General features: G+C 73.0%; 23 protein-coding genes and 1 other RNA gene. 18 read left to right on the forward strand and 6 right to left on the reverse strand.

The genetic code is table 11. The annotated features are described in order from the left end of the window. Positions 1-31: 31 nt before the first annotated feature. Positions 32-973, forward strand: a complete 942-nt coding sequence (locus KZQ38_RS19340; RefSeq protein WP_219443499.1) for a cobalamin biosynthesis protein — start codon at positions 32-34, stop codon at positions 971-973. Here the strand turns inward: KZQ38_RS19340 and KZQ38_RS19345 are convergent. From KZQ38_RS19345 to KZQ38_RS19355, 3 genes are read right to left on the reverse strand one after another with little or no spacing between them, the layout of a single operon-like run. Next, positions 933-1,781, reverse strand: a complete 849-nt coding sequence (locus tag KZQ38_RS19345; RefSeq protein WP_219443500.1) for an SURF1 family cytochrome oxidase biogenesis protein — start codon at positions 1,779-1,781, stop codon at positions 933-935. The two genes, KZQ38_RS19340 and KZQ38_RS19345, sit on opposite strands and share 41 nt — an antisense overlap. Positions 1,782-1,828: 47 nt before the next feature. Next, a complete protein-coding gene (locus KZQ38_RS19350; RefSeq protein WP_308258479.1) occupies positions 1,829-2,662 on the reverse strand; it encodes a fructosamine kinase family protein in 834 nt (277 codons plus the stop codon). After that, a complete protein-coding gene (locus KZQ38_RS19355) occupies positions 2,659-3,066 on the reverse strand; it encodes a low molecular weight protein-tyrosine-phosphatase (protein ID WP_308258480.1) in 408 nt (135 codons plus the stop codon). The genes KZQ38_RS19350 and KZQ38_RS19355 overlap by 4 nt, the downstream gene beginning before the upstream one ends. 144 nt (positions 3,067-3,210) lie before the next feature. Here KZQ38_RS19355 and KZQ38_RS19360 point away from each other — a divergent pair, with 144 nt between their 5' ends. From KZQ38_RS19360 to KZQ38_RS19385, 6 genes are all read left to right on the forward strand, one after another. Continuing rightward, entirely contained in the window at positions 3,211-3,699 is a 489-nt protein-coding gene (locus KZQ38_RS19360) for a hypothetical protein (protein WP_219443503.1), read from the forward strand. A 229-nt stretch (positions 3,700-3,928) separates the two neighbouring features. Continuing rightward, a complete protein-coding gene (locus tag KZQ38_RS19365) occupies positions 3,929-4,915 on the forward strand; it encodes a polyprenyl synthetase family protein (protein WP_308258481.1) in 987 nt (328 codons plus the stop codon). A gap of 27 nt (positions 4,916-4,942) precedes the next feature. After that, positions 4,943-6,004, forward strand: a complete 1,062-nt coding sequence (gene cobC / locus KZQ38_RS19370; protein ID WP_219443504.1) for an Rv2231c family histidinol phosphate aminotransferase CobC — start codon at positions 4,943-4,945, stop codon at positions 6,002-6,004. Continuing rightward, positions 6,001-7,140 carry a Nif3-like dinuclear metal center hexameric protein gene (locus KZQ38_RS19375; RefSeq protein ID WP_219443505.1) on the forward strand — a complete coding sequence of 380 codons (1,140 nt, stop codon included), beginning with the start codon at positions 6,001-6,003 and terminating at the stop codon, positions 7,138-7,140. Before cobC ends, KZQ38_RS19375 begins: the two co-directional genes overlap by 4 nt. 1 nt (position 7,141) lies before the next feature. Next, entirely contained in the window at positions 7,142-7,879 is a 738-nt protein-coding gene (locus KZQ38_RS19380) for a zinc ribbon domain-containing protein (RefSeq protein ID WP_219443506.1), read from the forward strand. Beyond that, positions 7,876-8,943: a bifunctional RNase H/acid phosphatase gene (locus tag KZQ38_RS19385; RefSeq protein WP_219443507.1), complete on the forward strand. Its 1,068-nt coding sequence runs from the start codon at positions 7,876-7,878 to the stop codon at positions 8,941-8,943. Before KZQ38_RS19380 ends, KZQ38_RS19385 begins: the two co-directional genes overlap by 4 nt. On the opposite strand, the gene KZQ38_RS19390 is transcribed toward KZQ38_RS19385, so the two are convergent. Beyond that, positions 8,944-9,501 carry an NAD(P)H-dependent oxidoreductase gene (locus KZQ38_RS19390; RefSeq protein WP_219443508.1) on the reverse strand — a complete coding sequence of 186 codons (558 nt, stop codon included), beginning with the start codon at positions 9,499-9,501 and terminating at the stop codon, positions 8,944-8,946. It lies immediately after the preceding gene. Positions 9,502-9,722: 221 nt separating this feature from the next. Here KZQ38_RS19390 and rnpB point away from each other — a divergent pair. Next, positions 9,723-10,120: RNase P RNA component class A (gene rnpB, locus KZQ38_RS19395), an RNA gene on the forward strand. Positions 10,121-10,304: 184 nt separating this feature from the next. After that, positions 10,305-11,909: a DUF6345 domain-containing protein gene (locus KZQ38_RS19400; RefSeq protein ID WP_219443509.1), complete on the forward strand. Its 1,605-nt coding sequence runs from the start codon at positions 10,305-10,307 to the stop codon at positions 11,907-11,909. 57 nt (positions 11,910-11,966) lie between these two features. Here KZQ38_RS19400 and KZQ38_RS19405 read toward each other — a convergent pair whose 3' ends face one another. Beyond that, entirely contained in the window at positions 11,967-12,308 is a 342-nt protein-coding gene (locus KZQ38_RS19405; protein WP_219443510.1) for a ParB family protein, read from the reverse strand. Between the two features lie 383 nt (positions 12,309-12,691). Here KZQ38_RS19405 and KZQ38_RS19410 point away from each other — a divergent pair, with 383 nt between their 5' ends. The 8 genes from KZQ38_RS19410 (at position 12,692) to KZQ38_RS19445 (ending at position 21,236) form a co-directional block, all read left to right on the forward strand. Next, positions 12,692-12,970 (forward strand): hypothetical protein, encoded by a 279-nt coding sequence (locus tag KZQ38_RS19410; protein ID WP_219443511.1) that lies wholly within the window; start codon positions 12,692-12,694, stop codon positions 12,968-12,970. 3 nt (positions 12,971-12,973) lie between these two features. Further along, positions 12,974-13,450, forward strand: a complete 477-nt coding sequence (locus tag KZQ38_RS19415) for a hypothetical protein (protein ID WP_219443512.1) — start codon at positions 12,974-12,976, stop codon at positions 13,448-13,450. Beyond that, complete coding sequence (locus KZQ38_RS19420; RefSeq protein WP_219443513.1) at positions 13,431-16,295, forward strand: ATP-binding protein; 2,865 nt, start codon at positions 13,431-13,433, stop codon at positions 16,293-16,295. The genes KZQ38_RS19415 and KZQ38_RS19420 overlap by 20 nt, the downstream gene beginning before the upstream one ends. Continuing rightward, positions 16,292-18,220 carry a hypothetical protein gene (locus tag KZQ38_RS19425; RefSeq protein WP_219443514.1) on the forward strand — a complete coding sequence of 643 codons (1,929 nt, stop codon included), beginning with the start codon at positions 16,292-16,294 and terminating at the stop codon, positions 18,218-18,220. Before KZQ38_RS19420 ends, KZQ38_RS19425 begins: the two co-directional genes overlap by 4 nt. Next, positions 18,220-18,831 (forward strand): hypothetical protein, encoded by a 612-nt coding sequence (locus KZQ38_RS19430; RefSeq protein WP_219443515.1) that lies wholly within the window; start codon positions 18,220-18,222, stop codon positions 18,829-18,831. Before KZQ38_RS19425 ends, KZQ38_RS19430 begins: the two co-directional genes overlap by 1 nt. A gap of 1 nt (position 18,832) precedes the next feature. Then, positions 18,833-19,834 carry a C40 family peptidase gene (locus KZQ38_RS19435; protein ID WP_219443516.1) on the forward strand — a complete coding sequence of 334 codons (1,002 nt, stop codon included), beginning with the start codon at positions 18,833-18,835 and terminating at the stop codon, positions 19,832-19,834. A gap of 23 nt (positions 19,835-19,857) precedes the next feature. Continuing rightward, positions 19,858-20,361 carry a hypothetical protein gene (locus KZQ38_RS19440; RefSeq protein ID WP_219443517.1) on the forward strand — a complete coding sequence of 168 codons (504 nt, stop codon included), beginning with the start codon at positions 19,858-19,860 and terminating at the stop codon, positions 20,359-20,361. 260 nt (positions 20,362-20,621) lie between these two features. Next, positions 20,622-21,236, forward strand: coding sequence for an HdeD family acid-resistance protein (locus KZQ38_RS19445; protein WP_219443518.1), 615 nt, complete (start codon positions 20,622-20,624; stop codon positions 21,234-21,236). A 48-nt stretch (positions 21,237-21,284) separates the two neighbouring features. On the opposite strand, the gene KZQ38_RS19450 is transcribed toward KZQ38_RS19445, so the two are convergent. After that, positions 21,285-23,000 (reverse strand): NAD+ synthase, encoded by a 1,716-nt coding sequence (locus KZQ38_RS19450; protein ID WP_219443519.1) that lies wholly within the window; start codon positions 22,998-23,000, stop codon positions 21,285-21,287. An 88-nt stretch (positions 23,001-23,088) separates the two neighbouring features. Between KZQ38_RS19450 and KZQ38_RS19455 the strand changes: the two genes are divergently transcribed. Continuing rightward, on the forward strand, positions 23,089-24,642 hold the full coding sequence (locus KZQ38_RS19455) for an alpha/beta hydrolase (protein WP_219443571.1): 1,554 nt from the start codon (positions 23,089-23,091) through the stop codon (positions 24,640-24,642). Positions 24,643-24,655 lie beyond the last annotated feature (13 nt).

The following is a 24,655-nucleotide window of genomic DNA, read 5'->3' on the forward strand; positions in this document are numbered from 1 at the left end:
GCTACCGACAGTCGCGGGATACCGTGCCGGTGTGAGCGTGGGACGCGCGGTCGGGTTGTTGCTGGGCGTGGCTGCGGACGCGGTGTTCGGAGACCCGCGGAGGTATCACCCGGTCGCGGGGTTCGGTCGGGTGGCCGCGGCCCTGGAGCGGAAGGCGTACCGGGACCACCGGGCGGCCGGCGTCGCGTACACCGCGGCCCTGGTCGGCGGTTCCGTGTTGGCCGGTGTCGCCGTCGAACACCTCGGCCGCCGCAGCGCCGTCGTGCAGGCCGTCACCACCGCCGCCGCCACCTGGGCCGTGCTCGGCGGGTCGTCGCTGGCCGACGAGGGCACCGCGATGGGCCGCGAGCTGGACGGCGGCGACGTGGCGGCGGCGCGTCGGCGGCTGCCGAACCTGTGCGGCCGGGAACCGTCCCGGCTGGACACGATGGGCCTGGCCAAGGCGACGGTCGAGTCGGTCGCCGAGAACACCTCGGACGCGGTGGTCGCGCCGCTGTTCTGGGGCGCCGTCGCGGGCGTGCCCGGCCTGCTCGGCTACCGCGCGGCCAACACCCTGGACGCGATGGTCGGCCACCGCAACACCCGCTACTGCCGGTTCGGCTGGGCCTCGGCGCGGCTGGACGACGTGGCGAACCTGCTGCCCGCGCGGCTCGCGGCGCTGCTCACGGCGGCCGGCGCGCCGGTGGTCGGCGGGTCGGCGGGCGAGGCGTGGCGGACGTGGCGGCGGGACGCGTCGGCCCACCCGAGCCCCAACGCGGGTCAGGTGGAGGCGGCGTTCGCGGGTGCGCTGGAGATCCGGCTCGGTGGGCGCACCGTGTACGCGCACGGCGCGGAGGACCGGCCGGTGCTCGGCCACGGGCGCAACCCCGACGCGGGGCACGTGACGCGTGCCGTCGAGCTGTCCCGGGTGGTCGGCGCGTCGGCCGCCGGCGTCACCGCGCTGGTCGCGCTGCTCCGTCGTCGACGTCGGTGACCTCGCCGGCCTCCGTGACGGACCCGGCGGCCTCGTCCTCGGCGAGCATCTCGGCCACCGACTTGCGCCTGGGCTTGGCCGGCCCGTCGAGCGCGCCGCCCGGCCGGGCCTCGCGGACCGTGAAGTACAGCCAGCCGCCCAGGGCCATCGCGCCGAACGCGACCCACTGGAGCGCGTAGGAGAAGAACGGGCCGGCGTCGAGCTTCGGCAGCGGCAGGGCCTCCTCGCCACCCGGCTGGCCCTCGACGAGCTGGAAGTAGCCGGGCCGGATGTCCATGCCCGCCGCGCGGCCGACCACGGCCGAGTTGATCGAGTAGACCTCGCGGTGGCCGTCGCGCTCGATCGCGTCCCGGCTGTCGGACTCGCCCGCTCGCACCCACGCGACCAGCGTCACGGTGCCCTCGGGCACGGGTTTCAACTCCGGCGTCTTCAACCCGTTCACCGGTCGCACGTAACCGCGGTCGACCAGCACCGTGGGGCCCTCCACCAGCGCGAACGGCGTCAGCACCTCGGACGCCGCCTCGCCCTGCACGGTGCGCAGCCGCGCCACCGCCTGACCCTCCGGCAGGTACCGGCCGGTGAGGGTGACGCGTCGCCACTCGTTGTCGGAGTTGGGCCGGTCCAGCACCTCGGCGACCGGCACGGGGTCAGTGCGCACCGACGTGGTCACGGCGTCGTTCTGCGCCACGCGCTCCCGGTCGCGGCTGAACTGCCACGGCGCGAGCAGCGCGAAGCACGCGCCCGCGAAGACCCAGACCGCCAGCGTCAGCGCAAGCCAGCCCGGCCGCAACAGAAACCTGAACCGCACCTCCCCACGGTAAGCCCTGGCCGGATGTGACCCGCACCCGGTCGCGATCAGCGCAGCGCGCGGGCCGCGGCGAGGGCCTGCTCCGCGTAGCCGCGGCCGAACAGCACCGCGTGCACCAGGAGCGGGAACAACTGGTGCAGCGGCACGCGGTCGCGCCAGCCGTCGGCCAGCGGGCGCGCCTCGTGGTAGGCGGCCAGGACCCGGTCCAGGTGGGCGCAGCCGAACAGGGCGAGCATGGCCAGGTCGGTCTCGCGGTGGCCGCCGTGCGCGGCCGGGTCGATCAGCCACGCCCGCCCGTCCGCCGCCCACAGCACGTTGCCGTGCCACAGGTCGCCGTGCAGCCGGGCGGGCGGCTCGTCGGGCGCGGCCACCGGCACGGCCTCCACCACGCGTGCCTCGGCCGGGGTGAGCACGTGCCGGTCCACCGCCTGCCGCACGTAGTGGGCGACGCGGTGCTCGGCGAACCACTCCGGCCAGCCGCGTGCCGGCTGGTTCGGCAGGTCGGCCCCGCCGATGAACGCCTTGGCGGGCCCACCCGGCGGCGGCGCGCCGAACGCGGGCGCGCCCGCGGCGTGCAGGCCGGCCAGGCGGCGGCCCAGCTCCTCGGCGGCGTGCGGCGTGGCGGGGCCGGGCGCGACGCGGTCCACCACCAGCCGGTGCTCGTCGTGACCACGCACCCGGGGCACCGGCGGTCCCGCCGGCACGGCGAGCCACGCCAGGGACGCCACCTCCGCCCGCACCGCCGCCGGTTCGCCGTGCCGCTTGACGACGACCACGTCGCCGTTCGCGAGGTCCACCTCGTGCACGTCGGACCCGAGCGGGCGGACGGCGGTCGCGGTGGACCCGGTCCACCGGGCGGCGGCGGACGCGGGTGTCGTCACCGCCGTTCCCGCACCCACGCCAGCAGGCCCGGCACGGCCGCCTCCACCTGCGTCACGACCAGGTCGAAACCCGCCTCGTCGCCGTAGTAGGGGTCGAGCACGTCGACGCCGTCGGCGTCCGGGTCGAACGACCGCAGCAGCCGCACCCGGTCCGGGTCGGTCATCCGGCGCAGCGCGCGGGCGTGCCCGGAGTCCAGCGCCACCACCAGGTCCGCGTCCAGGTGCTCGTCGGACACCTGCGCGGCGGTGTGCTCCGTCGGGTAGCCGTGGTCGGCGAGTGACTTCGCCGCCCTCGGGTCGGCCGGCTCGCCGACGTGCCACCCGCCGGTGCCGGCGCTGGTCACGGTCACCGCCCCACCCAGCCCGGCCCGGTCGAGGTGGGCGCGGAATATGATCGCTGCCACGGGGGAGCGGCAGATGTTCCCGGTGCAGATGAACGCGACAGTCGGCACGGCGCGAGTCTGCCAGGTTGCCCGCTACGGGTGAGTTTCCTGGACGGGCGTCCGGTGCGTCGGGACGATCGGATGCGGCCGGGTGTTAGGGGTCTCATGTCATATCTGTTCGGTGTGGTGGTGCTGCTGTTGGCGGCGTGCGCGGTCTTCGCGGGCGTCTCGCTGTGGCAGCGCTCGTGGCCGGAGACGCCAGCGTTCGCCCGGCACCGGCCGTCCGTGCCGAGCGCCGGGCTGTTCGTCGACGACAACGCGGGATTCTTCGCCGACCGCGGCTTCCTGTTCCGCAAGCGGGAATTCTTCGTGGCCACCGGGTGCCCGCCGGTGCGCATCGCGGATTTTCCGTCACTGGACGTGCGCAGGTGGCGTCAGCCGGTGCGCGTGGCGCGGATCGGGTTGCGCTCGTGGTGGTGGTTCGAGAACCGTTTCTACCGCGAATCCGCCGGGTACGGCGCGGAGGACGTCGTGCACCTGGTGCGGGACATGGAGCGCCGTGAGCAGGCACGACAGGAGCGGGCCCGGCTGCTGTCCGAGGTCGACGCGAACCTGCCGAAGCGCGAGCAGAGCCGGCCGCCGGTTTCCGGGTAACGTTTTCCGCTATCCCCGCGACGACATTCCTGTAGTCGTTCCACGGGGAGAAAAACATGAGCGACACGCCACTGCGGGACTTCCCGCCCAGGCACTCGGGACCACCCGTGCGCTGGCATTGGCTGCTGTGCGTCGCGGTGGTGTTGCTCGCGGTCGCCGCATCCGTGGTCTGATCCATTCCGGCACCGGTCTCAGCGCGTTCTCAGGCGTTCGGGACGACGATCGGGGCGTGCTCACCACCATGCCCACGACGCCCGCGCTGGCCGACGCCCTGACCGCCGTCGAGACCGAGATCGGGCGGCTCGCCACGTCGTCCCGGGTGCCCGTCGTCAACGAGTTCGCCGGCCGCATCACGTCCGCGGGCGGCAAGCGGCTGCGCTCGGTGGTGTTGCTGGGCGGCGTGCTCGCGTTGAGCGGGCGGGTGCCGGACCAGGCGGTGACGGCGGCGGCGTGCGTGGAGCTGCTGCACGCGGGTTCGCTGGTGCACGACGACCTGATGGACGACGCCGCCGAGCGGCGTGGCGTGCGCACGGTCAACGCCGAGTGGGGTCCCGGTCCGGCGGTGCTGGTCGGTGACTTCATGCTGGCCCGCGCCAGCCAGGCCGCGCTCGACACCGTCTCGCCGTTCGCGGCGGGCCGGCTCGCGGAGGCCGTGGCGGACCTGGTCGACGGTCAGGTGCTGGAGGTGCTCGACCTGTACGACGCGCACCGCTCGCCGGACGGCGCGTTGCGGTCGGTCGCGTTGAAGACCGGCGCGTTGTTCCGGGTCGGCTGCGTGCTGGCCGCGCACTGCGCGGGCGTGCCGGACGGCGGCGAGGTCGCGGTGCGGCTCGCCGAGTACGGCGAGCACTTCGGCCTGCTGTTCCAGATCCTCGACGACCTGCTGGACCTGGCGTCGACGGCCGAGCAGGTCGGCAAGCCGGTCGGCAACGACATCCGCCAGGGCGTCTACACGTTCCCGCTGCTGCGTGCGTTGACCGGCGCGCAGCGCGAGCTGCTGGCCGAGCGCGGCCGGTCGCTGGCCGACGAGGAGCTGGCCCGCCTGCTCGCCGAGCTGCGCGCGGGCGACCTCGTGCCGGAGACCCTGGCCTACTGCCGCAGCCTCGCCGCGCAGACCACGCGGGCGTTGCCCGAGGTGGCGGACTCCGCCGCGCTCGACGTGTTGCGGCGGCTGCCCGCGGCGCACCTGGACTGGGCGGCGTCCCGGCTCGGGTGACCGCCGTGATCGCCTAGACTCCCGGCGATGACCAGCCAGGATTCCGGACGGGCGCTGCTGCGGCACCACGGGGACGTCGACGCGGCTCCCGGGCTCGCCGATTTCGCCGTCAACGTCCGGGCGCCCGCGCCGCCCGCGTGGCTGCGCACCCGGCTGGCGGCCGTGCTGGACCGGCTCGGGAGCTACCCGGCCGCGGCCGAGGACCTGCGGGCGCGGCGGGCCGCGGCGGCGCGGCACGGTCGCGCGCCGGACGAGGTGCTGACGCTGGCGGGCGCGGCCGAGGGCTTCGCGTTGCTGCCCGCGCTGCGGCCGGCGCTGGCCGCCGTCGTGCACCCGTCGTTCACCGAGCCCGAGGTGGCGTTGCTCGACGCGGGCGTGCCCGTCCACCGGGTGCTGCTCTCGCCCGAGGACGGCTACCGGCTGCGGCCCGAGCTGGTGCCCGAGGAAGCGGACATGGTCGTCGTGGGCAACCCCACGAACCCGACGTCCGTGCTGCACCCGGCGGACGTGGTGGCCGCGCTGGCCCGGCCCGGCCGGGTCCTGGTGGTGGACGAGGCGTTCGCCGACGCCGTGCCCGGCGAGGTGGAGTCGCTGGCCGGCGCGGACCTGCCGGGGCTGCTGGTGTTCCGGTCGCTGACCAAGACGTGGGGTCTCGCCGGGCTGCGTGCCGGGTACGCGCTGGGCGCGCCGGACCTGCTGGCGCGGCTCGCGCTGCCCCGGCCGCAGTGGCCGGTGAGCAGCCTGGTGCTGGAGGCGGTGGCCGCGTGCTGCGAGCCCGCGGCCGTCGCGGAAGCCGCGGCGGCGGCCCGCGCGGCCCGCGACCACGCCGCGTGGGCGGTGCGCGCGCTGGGCGACCTGGTGGTGGTCCCGCCCGCCGCGCCGTTCGCGTTGCTGCGCGTGCCGGACGGCGAGCGGGTGCGGTTGGCGTTGCGGGACAAGGGCGTCGCGGTGCGGCGCGGTGACACGTTCCCCGGCCTGACCCGGGACCACCTGCGGGTGGCGGTGCGACCGCCGGAGGAGTTCGCGGTGCTGGTGGACGCGTTGCGCGTGGTGCGCGAGGAGATCGACGAGAGCGTGGAGGACCGGTGACGTCGGTCGGTGACGTGCTGTCCGTGCTGGAGACCGCCTACCCGCCGGCCGGGGCCGAGTCGTGGGACGCGGTCGGGCTGGTGTGCGGCGACCGGGACGAGCCGGTGACGCGGGTGTTGTTCTGCGTCGACCCGGACCCGGTGGTCGTGGACGAGGCGTTCGAGGTCGGGGCGCAACTGGTCGTGGCGCACCACCCGCTGATGCTGCGGGGCGTGCACGGCGTGCCCGCCGACCACCCCAAGGGCGCGTTGGTGCACCGGCTGGTCCGTGGCGGCGTCGCCCTGTACACGGCGCACACCAACGCCGACGTCGCGTCGCCCGGCGTGTCCGACGCGCTCGCCGAAGCGCTCGGGCTCACCGTCACCGGCCCGTTGAGCGCCGCGCCCGCGCGGGCGTTGGACGTGCTCACCACGTACGCGCCGGTCGCCGAGGCCCAACGCGTGCTGGCCGCCCTGCACGCCGCGGGCGCGGGCGCCGTCGGCGACTATCGCGACGCGGCCTGGTACGTGGACGGCACCGGCCAGTTCCGCCCGGTCGACGGCGCGAACCCGGCCGTCGGGACCCTCGGCCGGCTGGAGCGCCTGCCCGAGACGCGCCTGGAGGTCGTGCTGGAACGCGCGCGCCGGGCCGACGTCATGGCCGCGTTGCGGGCCGCCCACCCGTACGAGGAAGTCGGCTTCGCCCTGCACGAGATCCCCGAGCTGCCCGGCGCGACCGGGATCGGCCGCGTCGGTGAGCTGCCCGCCGCCGAGCCGCTGCACGTGTTCGCGCGACGCGTCGCCGACGCCCTGCCCGCGACCGCGTGGGGCGTGCGCGCGGCGGGCGACCCGGACCGGCCGGTGCGGCGGGTCGCGGTGTGCGGTGGCGCGGGTGACAGCCAACTGGCCGCCGCCACGCGGGCCGGCGTCGACGCCTACGTGACGGCCGACCTGCGGCACCACCCGGCGTCCGAGCACCTCGCCGCGGGCGGTCCCGCGCTGGTCGACGTGGCCCACTGGGCCAGCGAGCACCCCTGGTGCGGGCAGGCGGCGGGCATCGTGCGCGACGCGCTCGGGGGTACGGTCGACACCCTCGTCTCGACCCGCCGGACCGACCCGTGGACCGTCGGCGCGACGACCCGAACTGGAGGCCGCTAACGTGAAAGCCGATCCCGCCGTGCAGCGCAGGCTGCTCGACCTGGCGCAGGTGGACGCCGAGCTGTCCCGCGTCACCCACCGCCGGCGGACGCTGCCGGAGATCGCGGAGATCGCCGAGGCCGAGAAGCTGGTGCGGGCCAAGCAGGACGCGCTCACCACGGTCGAGACCGCGCTCGGTGACCTCGACCGCGACGTCAAGCGCCAGGAGACCGAGATCGACCAGGTCCGGGCCCGCGGCGACCGCGACCGCGAGCTGATGCGGTCCGGCTCGGTCGGCGCGAAGCAGCTCACCGACCTGGAGCACGAACTCGCCACGCTGCAACGCCGCCAGGCCGCGCTGGAGGACGACCTGCTGGAGCTGATGGAGCGCCGCGAGGCCGTCGAAGCCGACGCGCAGCACGCGCGGGTCGAGCTGGACAAGGCGCAGGAGTCGCTGTCCGACGCCGCACGCCGCCGCGACTCGGCGCTGGCCGACCTGGAGTCCACCGAGACGAAGCGCACCGCCGAGCGGACCCTCGTCGCCAAGCAGTTCCCCGAACCGCTGCTCGCCCTCTACGAGCGGGTGCGCGCCCACAAGGGCATCGGCGCGGCGCTGCTCCAGTCCCGCCGCTGCGGCGCGTGCCGCATCGAACTCGACCGCTCGGCGCTCGCGCAGGTCAAGGAGGCCGCCGCGGACGAGGTCGTGCGGTGCGAGGAGTGCGGCGCGATCATGGTGCGCACGGGCGAGTCCGGGCTGTGAACGTCGTCGTCGAGGCGGACGGGGGGTCGCGGGGCAACCCGGGGCCCGCCGGGTACGGCGCGGTGGTGCGTGACGCGGCGACCGGGGAGGTGCTCGCCGAGCGCGCCGAGGCCATCGGGTTCGCCACGAACAACGTCGCCGAGTACCGGGGCCTGATCGCCGGGCTGCGCGCGGCGGCCGAACTCGGCGCCTCGGCGGTGGACGTGCGGATGGACTCCAAGCTCGTCGTGGAGCAGATGTCCGGCCGCTGGCAGGTGAAGCACCCGTCGATGCGCCCGCTCGCGGCGGAGGCCCGCGAGGTCGCGGACGGGTTCGAGCGGGTGACCTACACGTGGGTGCCGCGCGAGCGCAACAAGGACGCCGACCGGTTGGCGAACCTCGCGATGGACGGCGGCGCGGTCACCTCGTCACCGACCCCGCCGGCCGCACCGTCGTGGCACGGCGCGGTCGGCGAGCCGACCCGGCTGCTCCTGCTGCGGCACGGGCAGACCGCGTTGTCGGTGGCCCGCCGGTACTCCGGTCGCGGCAACCCGCCGCTGACCGACCTCGGCAGGCGGCAGGCGGAGGCCGCCGCGGCACGGCTGGCGAAGGTCGCGGACGGCGCGGTGGTCGTCACGTCGCCGCTGGACCGGGCGCGGGACACGGCGGCGGCGGTCGGCCGCGCGCTGGGCGTAGCACCGGTCGTGCACGACGGGCTGGTCGAGGCCGACTTCGGTGCGTGGGAGGGGCTGACGTTCGGCGAGGCCGCCGAGCGCGACCCGGAGCTGCACCGGCGGTGGCTGGGCGACCCGGCCACGCCACCACCCGGCGGTGAGAGCTTCGACCAGGTGCACCGGCGGGTGCGGGCGGCGCTGGACGAGGTGCTGGCCCGGCACGCCGGTGGCCTCGTCGTGCTGGTGAGCCACGTGACGCCGATCAAGTCGCTGCTGCGGATCGGCCTGGACACCGGGCCGTCGCTGCTCTACCGGCTCCACCTGGACCTGGCGTCGCTGTCCCGGGTCGAGTTCTACCCCGACGGCCACGCCTCGGTGCGACTGGTGAACGACACCTCGCACCTGGACTGATCAGACGGCGGGGCGCAGGTGGGGTCGCCGGCGGCGGAACCGGGCCTCCTCCACGGCGAGCCCGAAGCGCTCCACGGCGATGCGGATCGCGTCCGCGGGCTCGGGCGCGATCACGTCGCCGACGATGTCCGGGTCGAGCACGAATTCACCACGCAGCACCTGGTCCGCGCCCTTCCCGGCGAGCAGCGGGTTCAACGCGTAGTCCATGGCGACCAGGAATCCCTGGTTGCCGCCGGTGGCCAGCGGCAGGATCGCCCGACCGCGCAACGCCTTCTTCGGCAGCAGGTCCAGCAACGCCTTCACCAGTCCGCTGTAGGCCGCCCGGTAGACCGGGCTCGCGACGACGATCCCGTCGGCCCGCAGCACGGCGCTCACCGCGTCCGCGATCTCCGGGTCGTGCATGTCCTCGGTGAGCAGCGACAACGTCGGAAGCTGCCGCACGTGCAGCACGCGCACGTCGTGCCCGGCGGCACGGAGCAGTTCGTCGACGTGCGCCACGACAATCCCGGTGCGTGACACGGGAGAGGGGCTGCCGGAAATAACCAGAATGGCGGACATGGCTCGCTGACACCTTCCCGAAAAGGCTCGGACTACGAGGTAAAAGGCGTCATCGACAACAGATCGCGGCGGCCGTCCGGCCGTAGTCCACATGCCTGCGACGGGTAAGTCCCCCAATTCCAGCCATGTTTCGAGTAGAGCAGTTCCTCCCACATCACGACAAGGTTTCGGGTGGCTGGTTCCAGAGCCTGGGACGCGGCCCGCTATGCTGGGCGTGCGGATGAGTCGGCAGGGCGGTCGCGTCGGCGGACGGAAATGTCCGTCGCCGAGGAAAGTCCGGACTCCACAGGGCAGGGTGGTTGTCAACGGCAACCAGGGGCGACCCTCGGGACAGTGCCACAGAGAACAGACCGCCCCGGCGCGAGCCGGGGTAAGGGTGAAACGGTGGTGTAAGAGACCACCAGCGCCCCCGGTGACGGGGGCGGCTAGGTAAACCCCACCCGGAGCAAGGCCAAGAGGGCGCCACGGCGCCTGCGCAGGCGATCGAGGGCGGCCCGCCCGATGCCTGCGGGTAGGCCGCAAGAGCCCGTCGGTGACGGCGGGCCGAGATGGATGGCCGCCCACCGGGACCGCCGCGAGGCGCCCGGGGACAGAATCCGGCTTACGGCCGGCTCATCCGCGCCACCGGCTTCGGCACGCCGAAGCCGGCTCGGGACGCACTCGTCCGCCTACCACCTCTTGTGCGCGAGCCGCGCGTTACACGAGTGCGGCCGTTCGAGTGGTCCTCGGTATCAAGCACCGCGCCACCCCGTCCTCCTGCCGAACCGCGGGCCCTGCCCCGCGGCACGAGGAGGAGGAACCCGATGTCAACCACCAAGCGGGCCGCCACCTGGCTCGCCCTGACCGGGCTGGTCGGCGCGTCCGCCGTCACCAGTGCGGTGACGGCGCGGGCGGCGACCGCCGAGCTGCCGGTGTACGCCGTGCGCGCCACCGGTCTCAGTCAGGACCAGGCCACCGCGTTACAGCGGGCGTTCGGCCTGAAGACCGTGCAACGCGACCAGGACGGGGCGGTGACGTTCGCCGACGAGGCCACCTACCTGAGAGTCCCCGGCCTCGACGGCGGTGCGGGCAAGGCGGACGAGGACGGGATCGCGACCACGCAGTCCCGGATCGACGTCGACGCCCTGAAGCAGCTGCGCGCCATCCCGGCCGACGCCGCCGTGAAACGCACCCAGGAAGCCCTGCGCGGCGCGGGGTTGCTGCCCGCGAACGCCGTGGCCGCCGCGCGGAACACCACCTTCGAGGTCGTCGACGCGAACAACAACACCGTGGTGTCCGCCCCGCTGGACACCGCCGTGTCGTACGCCTTCACCCTCGACGGCGTGCCGTTGGAGGGCGCGGGCGCGAAGCTGCGCATCGCGTTCGACGGCCAGGGCGCGGTGTCCGGCCTGACCTACAGCACCCGCGACGTGGTCAAGGTCGGCACCGTGCCGGTGCTCGACCTGACCTCGGCCCGTGAGCGCTGCGCCAAGATGCTCACCGCGAGCACCCGTCTCACCGGCGTGTCGTACGTGTACGACGCGCCCGCCCTGTCGGAGAAGGTCGGCAGGCTGGAGCCCGGCATCCGGTGCGCGGGCGCCGCACCGGACGGCGCGGAGGTCCAGGCCGTCACCGTGCCCGCCGCCGTCGACGCGACCCTGCCCGAACCCGGTCCGAGCCAGCCGCCCCGCGTCGAGAACGCCGTCTCGCCGCTGTGGACCAACCGGATCGACGTGGGCAGCGAGGGCACCGGCCGGTGCGCCGGCCTGCCGTGGACGAGCTACAACGTCAACGGCTTCAACAACCAGTTCTCCAGCCGCGGCATCCCGGTCCAGTTCAGCTGGCTCGACCGCAACGCGTGGGAGCGGGACTTCAAGGACCCGTCGCTGCCCAACGGCTGGGACCACCTGTACACCGACGACGTCGACATGACCTACTGGCAGGGCAACGGCTCGCCCAACGGCTTCTCGTTCGCCGGGTGCAGCAACAACACCGACACGTTCCTGTCCAACAACGACGCCCGGTGGGGCAACCGCGACGTCGAGTGGATGAGCCTCTACACCTGCTCGATCCTCCGGTCCTCGGCGGGCGGCCAGTCCTGGGCGCAGCGGTGGGGCCGGGCGTTCCGCGGCCTGCACCAGATCAACGGCTTCGACACGGGGGCCGTGCACAGCGCGGTGCACGGCAGCCGGTACGGCAACTACCTGCTGCGCACGCCGTTCCTGTGGTGGAACCGCCCGATGAAGGTCCGTGACGCGTGGGCACAGGCGTCCATCGACACGCAGCCGTCGTCGGTGGTGTGGGCGACCATGGGCCCGATCGGCACCTCGTGGCTGGCCAACGTCGACGACTACTTCTGGACCAAGGGCCCCGTTGGCCCGGACACCCTGCCCACGTGGGGTTTCTGGCGCATCTCCGGGACCAGCTGAGGACGCGCGGGGCCCTTCCACCGCACTGGGGGGTGGAAGGGCCCCGCCGCGCGTCGTTCAGCGCCGGGCCGGTCGGCCCGGCGGCATCCGGTGCACGGGCCGGAACGCCTCGCCCCCGTTGAACCGCCGCTCCAGGTCCGCCACGTACGCCTCGACGGCCGGGTTCACGATGTCCGCGAGGCTGCGCACGCCCGCCGCGGGCTCGTACGCCGCCAGGTAGGTCGCCGCGGCGCGGGCCCGCTCCAGCACGTCCCGGTCGAAGTTGACCGTCCGCTGCACCCGCCGCCCCGGGTGCGCCTCCGTGCCGGTAGCCTGATCGTCACCCGGGACGGTCACGGCGACGGTGATCTCTTTCACGTCGGCGGCCGGGTCGGGTGCGGCTTCGGGCGGCTGGGACATCTGTGAGCCTCCTCGGCGTCGTCACTCCGACGTGCGGTCCGAACGGGTGTTTCCGCTCGGCCGGACGGGTTATTGGCGAAGTCGGGCGAACAGGGGGCACCAGAGACGCGCACACCGTGCGTGACCAGCGTGTCCGCAGTCGGGTGAACTATCTCAGCAATCGGGAGAATCGAGTGCCGCCGGTTCTCCCTTGGCCCCCCTCGAACCATGATGGCTGTGGCCAGATTAGACGTAATCGACTCCCGGGGGAACGGTTATTGATCTACCCACCGCAAACCAACCGACACACCTCGTGACGAAGACGTGTTCTACTCGATAGCGCACGAACCGGACGGGCACCCCTCGGCCCGCCCGGCGAAGTCCTGCGTACTCAGGAGTACGAGATGACCGCCCACACCCTGGTAACACTCGCTCAGCAGACAGGGCCCGGCCTGGGCACAGGCGGGATACGCCAGTGGATCCTCGACAACCTCGTCCCCCTGCTGCTGCTCACCGTCGCGGTCCTGCTGCTGTGGCTCGGCGGGGGCAAGGGCGACAACGCCGGGGTCATGCGCCGCCTGGGCGGCGTCATCATCGCGCTGGCCATCATCGGACTGGCGGTGACCACGAACGCCGGGGCGAACATCGGCCAGTGGATCGCCGGCCTGTTCACCGGCGGGTGACCCTTGCGGGTACGCACTGACGACGAGGTCTACCGGGTCGACGCCGTCTGGCTCGGACCGCCCAAGGCGACCTTCCCGTGGCGCGCGCGCTACGTGGCCTGGGGCGTCGGCATCGTGGTGTTCATCCTGGTCACCGCCGTGCAGCGCCAGGTCGGCTTCGGCTTCGACTTCATCAACACCGGCTGGGGTTTCGTGATCACGGTCGCGCTCACCCGGTTCATCTGCGCCCGGATCAGCCACGAGCGCCCGCTGTCGTCCGTGCTGACGATGTGGGTGCGCGAGCTGAACTCGCCGCGCGAGCGCACGGCGGGCGCGGGCGGGGCGGCCAGCGCCGCCCGCATCCGGGTCAACCGCGACCGACCTCGCAGGAGCACCTCCGCCAAGGCCGTGAAACGCGCGGCCCGCGCGGCCCGATCCCCGCACCGCGGGCAGCCAGACCGCCGTAAGAAGGAGGTTCGCGGTGTTCGGACGCCGGCGTGACCGCAACCGACGTTCCGCCGCGCAGCACGTGGCCCAGCACGCGGCCGCGGCGCGGGACGACCGGAAGGTCTACTCCAAGCGCGGCCGACGCCTGCCCGGAGAGCAGGCCGTGCCGAGCTACACCCCGTCGATCGCGGCCCGCAGCATCGACGGCCACCTGCTGCGCACCGGCCAGGAGGTCTACGCCTGGTACAAGCTCGCGCCGCAGCGCTGGTCGTTCCGCTCGGACTCGCAGCGGCAGGACCTGATCGCCGCCATCGCGGGCCAGTACGCCGAACTCCAGGGCCGCTGGATGCACCTGCGGGTCACCACGCGGCCGTACCCGATCCGCATGTGGGCGGAGGCGCACGTCCACAACGCCGTGCGCCGGCTGCCGGACACGCCCGGCACGCTGTCGTTCGACGACTACATGGTCGGCGAGCAGCAGCAGCTCATGGGCCGGTCCATGGCGGAGAAGGAGGTCTACCTCGGCGTCCAGGTGCAGACCCGCAACATGATGGACCGCGCCGTGGAACGCGCCGCGCCCGTGCTGCGCAAGGTCTTCCCCGACGCCGTGGACGCCGAACTCGTCGCCATCGAGTCCGAGGTCGACCACCTCGACCAGGTGATCGGCTCGGCCGGCCTCGAAGGCCGCCCGGTGACCGCCGAGGAGATGTCCTGGCTGATGCACCGGTCGTGCTCGCTGGGGCTGCCCGCGCCGCGCAACCTGCCCGCCGTGCCGGGCGCGCCGTGGGAACCCGAAGACCTCGCGTCGTTCACCGACGCCGCGGACTTCCACCAGGAGCCGTACGCGCCGACCGTCACCGTGCGCGGGCGGACGGGGTCCAACGCGGGCATCAAGCGGCACGTCGCCGTGCTCACCGTGGGCCTCATGCACGGTCTCCAGATCCCCGAGGTCGACGACCCGTGGGTGCAGCGGTCCGACCGCCTGCCCGCCGCCGTCGAGTGGTCGGCGCGCATCTACGTGCGGCGGCCCGAAGAGGTGTCCGGCGAACTCACGCGGCAGATGAACAAGGTGCGCTCGCAGGTGCGGCACTACACCGACGAGCACGAGCTGGAACCACCCCAGTCGCTGGCCCGCCAGGCGTCCCGCGTGCTGGAGATCGACGACGAGATGACCTCGGGCTTCACCGCCCTCGGCACGCGCGTCCGGTCGTGGTGGCGGCTGGCCGTGTCCGGGCCCACCGAGCGGGAGGCGTTGCGGCTCGCGCAGGCGTTGCTCGACCTGTACAAGCCGAAGGTCGCCATCGAGCACCCCGAGGCCCAGTACGCCATCGCCCGCGAGTTCATCCCGGGCGAGCCCCTGTCGTCGTCGGCCTACCTGCGGCGCGGGTCGGTGCTGTGGGCGGCGTCCGCCGTGCCCACCGCCACCGCCGAGGTCGGCGACCGGCGCGGCATCCTGCTCGGCGAGACCGTCACCGCCACCCGCCGCCCCGTGGCGTGGGACCCGTGGATGGCGCAGGAGCTGCGTGACGCGTCCGGCCTCACCGCCATGGTGGCGGGTCTCGGCGCGGGCAAGTCGTTCCTCGGCGGCGGCATCGTCTACAAGACGCTGCGCGCGGGCGCGCACTGGACGTTGCTCGACCCGTCCGGTCCGCTCGCCGCGTTGTGCGAGCTGCCCGAGCTGCGGCCGTACGCGCGGCCGATCAACCTGCTCAACGCGCAGCCCGGCATCCTCAACCCGTACCGGGTGGTCGCCGAGCCGCAGCTCGACCACTTCCTGGACGAGGAGGACCCGGAGCGCACCTGGCGGCGGGAACGCGCGCTCGCCGCCGCCACGCGTCGCCGCCTCGTGCTCGACGTGCTGTCCGGCCTGCTGCCGTTCGAGGTGGCCCGGCTGCCGCACACGCGGATCGTGCTGCTGCGGGCCGTGCGCACGGTCGGCGGTCGGCCCGACGCGCACCCCGGCCAGGTGTTCGAGGCGTTGCGGCGTGACGCCTCCGAGCACCACGAGCACGCCGTGGTCGTCGCCGACTTCCTGGACGAGATGCGGGAGCGCATGTCGTTGCTCATCCCCGAGGTCGACGCCGACCCGTACAACGAGCAGCGCGACGACCGGCTCACCGTGCTCACCATGGCGGGCCTCAACCTGCCGAAGGACGGCGTGGGGCGTGAGCACTGGACCGACGCCGAAGCCCTCGGCGTCGAGATGCTCAACCTCGCCGCGTGGCTCACCCAGCGGTCCATCTACGAGCGCCCCAAGGACCTCCGCAAGGGCGTGTGGATCGACGAGGCGTTCTTCCTGTCGGAAGTGCCCACCGGCCGCGTCCTGATGAACCGCTTCGCCCGCGACTCCCGCAAGTGGAACGTGCGCGTCCTGCTGTCGTCCCAGATCCCCGCGGACTTCCTGAAGATCCAGGGCTTCGTCACCCTGCTCGACTCGGTGTTCGTCGGCCGGCTGGACGACGACCAGGCCCAGGCCGACGCCCTGCGCCTGCTCAAGGTCCCGATCGGCGCCGGTTACGAGCAGGTGGTCGCGTCCCTCGGCCGCCGCCCCGGCGGCGTCCGCAACAACACCGAGCGCGACCGCGCGCCGCGGCAGTTCATCTTCGGCGACGGCGCGGGCGGCGTCGAACGCATCCGCATCGACTTCTCCGGCCCCCACCTGGAACACCTCCGCAACTCCCTGGACACCACGCCGGACGCCCTGCGCGACGGCCACGAGCAGCCGGAAGTCGAACTCTCGTCCCCGCCCCAGGACCCGTTCGCGTACGCCGACGAACCCGACGAGTTCGACGACGAGCTGGCGGCCGACCTGGAGGTGGGCCTCGTCGACCCGGAGCTGGTCGACTCGACGCACGGTGAGGGAGGAAACCGCCGTCCGGGCCGGGAAGGTGCGGCATGAGCACCCTCCTGCTGGTGGCGACGATCGCCGCCGCGCTCCTCGCGCGGCGGCGGTTCAAACCCACCGCCGCCGCGGGCCGTGACACCCGGCCTGCCCGCGTCCGGTCACGTGGGACGCGTTGGGTGTCCACGGCCGCCGTCGCGGCGATCGTCAGCCTCCAGGTCGTGATCGGCGCACCCGCGGCGAACGCGGCGGAGTGCGGCGAGGCGCCCAACCCGGAGCGGCCGGGCTCCGGCATGGTCGGCGCGCTCGACCCGCCCAACGGCCAGGGCATGAAGGACACCCCGTACCTGACCTACGGGTACGCGGGCCTGGTGTGGCACGCGTACCAGGAGACCTGCCTCAGGCTGCCGGACACCACCGCGGTGCTCGACACCTGGATGGGCAACGAGCTGTTCAACGTCTCGAAGAACATCGTCGGCATCACCAACGCGCTGCACTACACGGTGATGGGCAACGGCCTGCTCAAGCCGCTCGACGACGCGGTCAAGGACGGCGTGCAGCGGGTTTACGACAACGTCTACCTGCGGTGGTTCGGCCTGGTCGCGCTCATCCTCGCGGTGCTGATGTTCCGGCAGATCTGGCGCGGCGACCTCGCGGCCATCAGCAAACGCGGGCTGTGGGCGCTCGCCGCGATGTGGCTCGCCACCTCGGCACTGGCACTGCCGCAGTTCTACAAGCTCCTCGACGAAACACTCGTCACCAAGACCGCGGAGATCCAAGCCGGGTTCATCGAGAACCCCGAGGAACAGGGCACGCTGCACGTCCTGCCCTCCCAGCTGCACGACTCCGTCGTCTACCAGAGCTGGCTGCGTGGCGAGTTCGGCACGCCGGACGCCACCCAGGCCAAGGAGTTCGGTCCCCGGCTGCTCAACTCCCAGGCGTGGACCGTGGTCGAGCTGGACCAGCAGAAGGACGGCGACGCCACCGCCCTGCAAGCCAAGAAGGACGAGTACAAGCTCATCTCCCAGCAGCTCGGACCGGCGAAGGGTTACTTCACCGGCGCCGACGGCGGCCGTACCGGCGCGGGTTTCCTGTCGTTGCTCCAAGCGGTCGCGTTCTCGCTGTTCCAGTTGTTCGCCAAGGCGGCCGTGCTGCTCGCCCAGCTGCTGCTGCGACTGCTCACCCTCGCCGGGCCGCTGATCGGCCTGGTCGCCCTGATCCAGCACGACCTGCTGCGCAAGGTCGGTCGCGCCGCCGCCGTCACGGTGTTCAACGTGCTCGTGCTCGCGGTGCTGGCCGGCACCCACGCGCTGCTGCTCCAGGCGATCTTCAACGCCACCGGGCTGTCGCTGCTCACCCGCACGCTGCTCGGCCTCATGTTGACCCTCGTGTGCTTCATGGTGGGCAAACCCATGCGGCGCATGTGGCAGATGGTCGAGGTGTCCGTGGGACCCGCCGGGAACGCGCTGCCCATGCGGGGCGGCCTGCTGTCCCGCTTCCGCCGCAAGAAGGACGCCGGCCCGACGCCGCAGGAAGAGTTCTGGGACACCGTGCGCGACACGGATCCCGACGGCCCCGAAGTGCCGCAGCGCGGGCGGGGACGGGTGCGGCCCGAGGCGGCCAACCCCGTGGTCGCCACGGCGCACCGGCTCGACCGCACGGGTGGTGCGGCGGGGCAACTGGGCTCCGGCGCGGTCGCCGGGGTCGGGCACGCCGCGCTGCCCGCGGGCGGTCACGGTGGACCGGCGGCGTTGCCGTCCGGGCGGTCGCGGGTGGTGGACACGCCGCCCGTCGCCGACCGCAACTGGGACCGGCTGGACGACGCGGTCCTGGTGCCCTCACGCGTCACGAACGGGTTCTCCCGCGTCTCGGAGGGCCCGGCCGTGCCGGGACCGCGCCGAGCTGAAACCGAAGTGGTCGCCGGGCGGCAGGTCCACGTGATCTACCGACCCTCGCGCGGGCTGGAAGTCAGGGACAGCTGATGCCGATCAGGACCAACCGGGGGCGCGCCGCGGTCTACCGCAGGCTGTGGGGGTGGCCGCTGCGCTCGCCCCGCCACCTCATCGCCACCATCGTCGGAGTCATCGCGCTGGTCGCCACGACCAGCATCGTCGTCGAGAACGCCGTCGGCCCGCGCAGCGGCGGCAACACCGCGGGCGGCGTGCTCACCACCTCGCCGTCGGGCGCGCCCGGTGGCAACCAGGTCGGCGTGCTGCCCTCGGCGGGCACCACGTCGCCGCTGCCGACCAAGGCGCCGAGCCCCACCGCGGCCGCGCCGTCCGCGCCGGTCAGCCCCGACGCCCAGCTGGCCGCGGAGGGCTGGGTGGACGCGTGGCTCGACCACCCGGCGGGCACCACGAACGCCAAGTGGCTCGAAGGTCTCCAGCGGTGGACGTCCGACGAGCTGCTGCCGACCCTCAAGTCGGTCGACCCGGCGAACGTCCCGAGCGAGATCAAGAGCAAGGTGAAGGCCGTTCGGTCCACCACCGATTCGGTCGATTTCGAAGCCGACTTGGAAACCGGCAAGCTCGTGCTGACCGTGGCCAGGCTGCCCGAGGGCTGGCGCGTGCACAAGTACAGCAGGGTGGGCTGAGATGCTGAAGATCGCGCTGGTGGTCGTGGCGGTCGTCGCCGTGGTCACCGTCACCGTGACCAACGGCGTCTCGACCGTGGTCAACGGGACCACGCCGAGCGACGAGGCCGGCGGTATCCGCGCCGTGGGCTGCAACGCGTCCATCGGCCCCTGGGAGGCGGGCGGCGAGGAGAAGGGCCGCTACGACGCCAGCCGGCTCGACGACGAGCAGCGCGGCACCGTCGCCAAGATCATCTCCATCGGCCAGGAGCGCAAGCTCCCGCCGCTGGCGTGGCAGATCGCCATCCAGGCGGGCATGACGGAGTCCGGCCTGCGCAGCCTCAACTACGGCGACCGCGACTCGCTGGGCATCTTCCAGATGCGCCCCTCGATGGGCTGGGGCTCGCCCGCCCAGGTCACCGACCCGATCTACGCGATCAACAAGTTCTTCGACGTGCTGGAGAACGTCCCCGACTGGCAGACCCGCCGCCCCGGTGACTCGGCGCAGGCCGTGGAGCGCTCGGCGTTCCCCGACCGGTACCACAACTGGGAGGCCATGGCGGCGTTCCTCATCGGCGACCTGGGCAACGTGGTCGACCCGGCCGGCTGCGGCGCGGGCGTCGGCGACTTCCTGCTCGCCTCCTCGGCCGCCGCGACCGCCATCGAGTTCACCAAGCAGCAGCTCGGCGAGCCGTACCTGTGGGGCGGCAACGGGCCCGACCAGTGGGACTGCTCCGGCATCCTGGTCAAGGCGTTCGCGGCGGCGGGCGTGAAGATCCCCCGGGTCGCGAACGACCAGTACACCTCCGGCGGCGCGCACCTCCCCGTGCGCGAGGCCAAGCCGGGTGATCTGCTGTTCTGGGCGACCAACCCCGCCAACCCGGTCACCGTGCACCACGTGGCGATGTACCTGGGCGGCGACGAGTACATCCACGCCCCGCAGACCGGGGACGTGGTGAAGATCAGCAAGGTCAACTGGGACTACCACGAGTTGATGCCACTGGCCGTTCGGCCGGGCGTGTGATCGCGTGCAGGGAGGCACCACCGATGTTCACCCCCGACCCCATCCAGCGCCACGCCGGTCCGCCCGCGTCCAGCACACCGGTCCGGGACTACCTGAACACGCAGCCACCCGGCGTCGACGCCGGGTACGCCGTGTTGCCCAGGTCGCTGGTCGAAGCCATGCCGTTGCCGTGGCAGCAGCAGATGACGCACCTGCTGTCCGAGTTCCACCGGTCGTTCGCGCACCTGGGCTGGCCCGTGTACCGCGTGGTCCCGTCCCGGCGGGAACGCCTGGTCGACCTGGACGAGGAGCAGCTGGCCGAGGTCGGGGCCATCGTGGAGATCGACGCGGACGGCGACCTCGTCTACCGGGACCGCAACGGGACCCGCATCGACGACCCGGAGAACCGCGTGGTGCTGGTGTCGGTGCTCGACCCCATCCCGGGTGACTACGCCAACGCCAACCAGAACACCCCGGCCCGGGGCTTCCCCGTGCCGCAGCAGCCGCAGTCGGGGCCGCTGCCGGTCCAGTCACCACCCCAGCGCTGACACGTTCGGGTGAAGACCGAACCGAAAATGTACGAAACGCCGGTGCTCGTCACTCGGTGAGTCATGGAACCTCCCGCTGACCACCCCACCCCCGCTCACCCGCCCGACGACCCGCCGCTCGGCGACCCGCGGTGCCTCGGCCTCGGCGCACCGGGCCGGGCCCGCCGCCGGTCACCCCGGTGGGAACGGAGGTGGGGCTGCGGTCACCCGGTCGAGGGGTAGCGCTGCGCGGTCCGGGTGCCGGGCGCACCCTGGTCGCCATGGCGCACTTCGAAACCGATGCGGGCGGTGCGACCGGTCCGGCGCAGCCGCTCGCGCTGCTCGGCCGGTCGAAAGCGCTGCGCATCACGTTCGGCGTGATCACGGTGCTGATCGGGTTGCTGGTGCTGCTGTGGCCCGGTATCACGATCCTCACCGCGGCCGTCCTGTTCGGCGTCCAGCTACTGGTCACCGGGGTGTTCTGGCTGGTCAGCTCGTTCACCCGGACCGGGGCGGACACCGGGCAGCGGGTGTTGTTCGCGGTGACCGGCGTGCTCGCGCTGATCGCGGGCATCCTGTGCCTGCGCTCGCCGTTCCAGACGATCGCCGTTCTGGCGCTGCTGCTGGGCGCGATCTGGGTGGTCGGCGGCGTGGCGGAGGTGCTGCACGGCTTCGGCGAGAGCGGGTGGGCCGTGTTCTCCGGCATCGTGACGGTGATCGCCGGCATCGTGGTGCTGGTGGCCCCGCTGTCGAGCATGGTGGCGCTGGCCTGGCTGTTCGGCATCACGCTGCTGGTGCTCGGCGTGGTGGCCATCGCGGCGGCCGTGTCGGGCGGACGCGCCGTGCCCGCGGCGGCGAAGCGCGACGCGGGCACCGGGCACGCCGCACCGGCCTGAGCACGCGACACGGCCTCCCGGCGGCACCGGGAGGCCGTGTCGCGCGGGTCAGCCCTCGCGCCAGCCGTTGGTGATGGGCAGGCGGCGGTCCCGGCCGAACGCCTTGAAGGAGATCTTGGTGCCCGGCGGGTACTGGCGCCGCTTGTACTCGGCGCGGTCGACCATCCGCAGCACCTTGTCGACCAGCTCGTGGGTGAACCCCGTGGCGATCAGGTCGTGGTAGCCCTTGTCGCCCTCCACGTAGTCGTCCAGGACGGCGTCCAGCAGCTCGTAGTCGGGCAGCGAGTCCGCGTCCAGCTGCCCCGGCCGCAGCTCGGCCGACGGCGGCTTGGTGATGGAGTTCTCCGGGATCGGCGGCAGTTCGCCCAGCTTCTCCGCCTGCGCGTTGCGCCACCGCGCCAGGTCCCACACCAGGGTCTTCAACACGTCCTTGATCGGCGCGAACCCGCCCACCGCGTCGCCGTAGATGGTCGAGTACCCCACCGCCAGCTCGGTCTTGTTGCCGGTCGCCAGCACCAGGTGGCCGTGCTGGTTGGACAGCCCCATCAGCGTGACGCCCCGGCACCTGGCCTGCACGTTCTCCTCGGCCAGACCGGTCAGCCCGAGCTGGTCGACGAACACCCGCACCATGTCCGCGATCGGCTGCTCCGAGTAGTGCAGCCCGGTCCGCTGGGCCAGGTCGTACGCGTCCGACTTCGAGTGGTCCGACGAGTACACCGACGGCATGGACACGCCGTACACCGAGTCCCCGCCCAACGCGTCCACGGCCAACGCCGCCACGACCGCCGAGTCGATACCGCCGGACAACCCGAGCACCACGGACCGGAACCCGTTCTTGTGCACGTAGTCGCGCAGCCCGGTGACCAGCGCGTGCCACACCTCCGCCTCGTCGGACAGCGGTTCCGCGGGCTGCGGCACGGGCAGCGGCTCGTAGGCGGGCACGGGCGTGGCGGAGAGGGTCCGGCGGCGCACCTCGAAACCGTTGACCTCGCCCTCGGTGCGCGCCGCGCCGCCGGGCAGGTCGAGGTCCAGCACGACCAGGTGCTCCACGAACTGCGGCGCGCGGGTCACCAGCGCGCCGTCCCGGGCGACGACCATCGTGTCGCCGTCGAACACCAGCTCGTCCTGCCCGCCGACCATGTTCACGTACGCCAGCGGCGCGTTCGCCTCCGCCGCGCGCCGCGCCACCAGCGGCAGCCGGGCGTCGTCCTTCTTCCGCTCGTACGGCGACGCGTTCGGCGACACCACGAGGTCCACGCCCGCCGCGCCGAGCGCCGCGACGGGACCGCCGTCCTGCCACAGGTCCTCGCAGATCACCATGCCGATCTCCAGGCCGTGCAGCCGCACGACGTCCAACGTGTCGCCGGGCGTGAAGTACCGCCGCTCGTCGAACACGCCGTAGTTGGGCAAGTGGTGCTTGTGCTGCCGGGCCACGACCTCGCCGCCGTGCAGCACGGCCGCCGCGTTGCGCGTGCCGTGCTCGTCGCGGTCCAGGTAGCCGACGAACACCGGCAGCCCGCCGCACCCCGCGTCGTCGAGCCGCACGGCCAGCTCGGTCAGAGCCTGCCGGGACGCCCGCGCGAACGACTCGCGCAGCGCCAGGTCCTCGACCGGGTAGCCGGTGAGCGCCATCTCCGGGAAGACGACGAGGTGCGCTCCCGCCTCGACGGCTTTGCGGGACCAGGCGACGACCAGTTCGGAGTTGCCGGCCAGGTCGCCGACACAGGCGTTGACCTGGGCGAGGGCGAGTCGGAGCTGTGGCATGGGGGCATTCTCGCTCAGCTCGCCCGGCCTTGGTGACCGTTGTGGCCGACGAGTCACACCTACGATCGATGTCGTGCGTCGTTCCCTAATGCTGTTCCTCGTCCTGCCCGTGTTGGCGTCGTGCACGTCCGTTGTCGGGGGTACACCGACCGCGCGCACGTCGCTCGAACAGCGCGGGCCCGCCGGGGCCGTGCCCGCGGGCCTGGAGCGGTTCTACGGGCAGCGGATCGGCTGGGAGGACTGCGCCGACTACGCCACCACCGGCACCACCCGCGCGCAGTTCCGGACCAGGAAGGACATGCGCATCCAGTGCGCCCGTGTCGAGGTGCCGCTCGACTACGCCGCGCCCACCGGCCGCACGATCAAGATCGGCCTGCTGCGCCGCGCGGCGACCGGCGACCGGATCGGCTCCCTGTTCGTCAACCCGGGTGGTCCGGGAGCGTCGGGCATGTCGGCGGCGGCCGGGTTGAGCACGCAGGTCGGGCGGTCCGGGTTGGGCGAGCGCTTCGACCTGGTCGGGTTCGACCCGCGCGGCGTGGGCGCGAGCGAGCCGCAGGTGCGCTGCCTGAGCGACGCCGAGCGCGACGAGGAGCGGTTGGACGTCGACCTCGACACGTCGCCCGCGGGCATCGCGCAGACCGAGGCGGAGAACAAGGCGTACGCCGAGAAGTGCGCCACGACCAGCGGCCCGGACCTGCTGGCGAACATCGGCACCCGCGACGTGGTGCGCGACCTGGACGTGCTGCGGTCCGCGCTGGGCGACGCGAAGCTCACCTACCTGGGCTACTCGTACGGCACGCACATCGGCGCGAACTACGCGCAGGCGTTCCCCGGCAACGTGCGGGCGCTGGTGCTGGACGGCGCGGTGGACCCGACGCAGAACCAGGTGGAGTCGCTGATCGCGCAGGGCAGCGGGTTCCAGAAGGCGTTCGAGGAGTTCGCGCGGTGGTGCGCGCAGCGCCAGGAGTGCGCGCTCGGCAACGACCCGGCGAACGCGAGCAAGGCGTTCCGCGACCTGACGCTGCCGCTCGCGCAACGGCCGGTCGACGTCGGCTCGCGCAAGCTCTCCTACAGCGACGCGATCACCGGCGCCATCCAGGCCATGTACGCCGAGGAGCTGTGGACCCCCCTCAACGCGGGTCTCGCGGAGCTGAAGAACAACCAGGGCAGCGTGCTGTTGCAACTGGCCGACGCGTACTTCGACCGCGACGCGGACGGCCGGTACTCCACGACCACGGACGCGTTCACCGCCATCAAGTGCGTGGACGAGCCACGCATCACCGACCGCGCCGTGCTGGACGACCTGGCACGCCGCTACAAGGCCGCCGCGCCGTTCCTGGACGACGGCAACCCGGCGGTGGGCACGCTCGACTCGTGCGCGTTCTGGCCGGTGCCGCCGACCGCGCCGGAGAAGAAGCCGGTGTCCGGCCTGCCGCCGGTCCTGGTCATCTCCACCACCGGCGACCCCGCCACCCCCTACCAGGCGGGCGTGAACCTGGCGCAGGCGCTGGGCGGCGGGCTGCTCACGTTCGAGGGCAACCAGCACACCGCGTACCTCCAGGGCAACGCGTGCGTCGACCCGGTCGGCGACGCGTACCTGATCGACCTGGAGCTGCCCCAGCCGGGCAAGCGGTGCTCCTGAGCAGGGCCGTGTG

Origin of the sequence: Saccharothrix obliqua (assembly GCF_019375475.1) — a bacterium.
In the GTDB taxonomy this organism is placed as follows: domain Bacteria; phylum Actinomycetota; class Actinomycetes; order Mycobacteriales; family Pseudonocardiaceae; genus Actinosynnema; species Actinosynnema obliqua.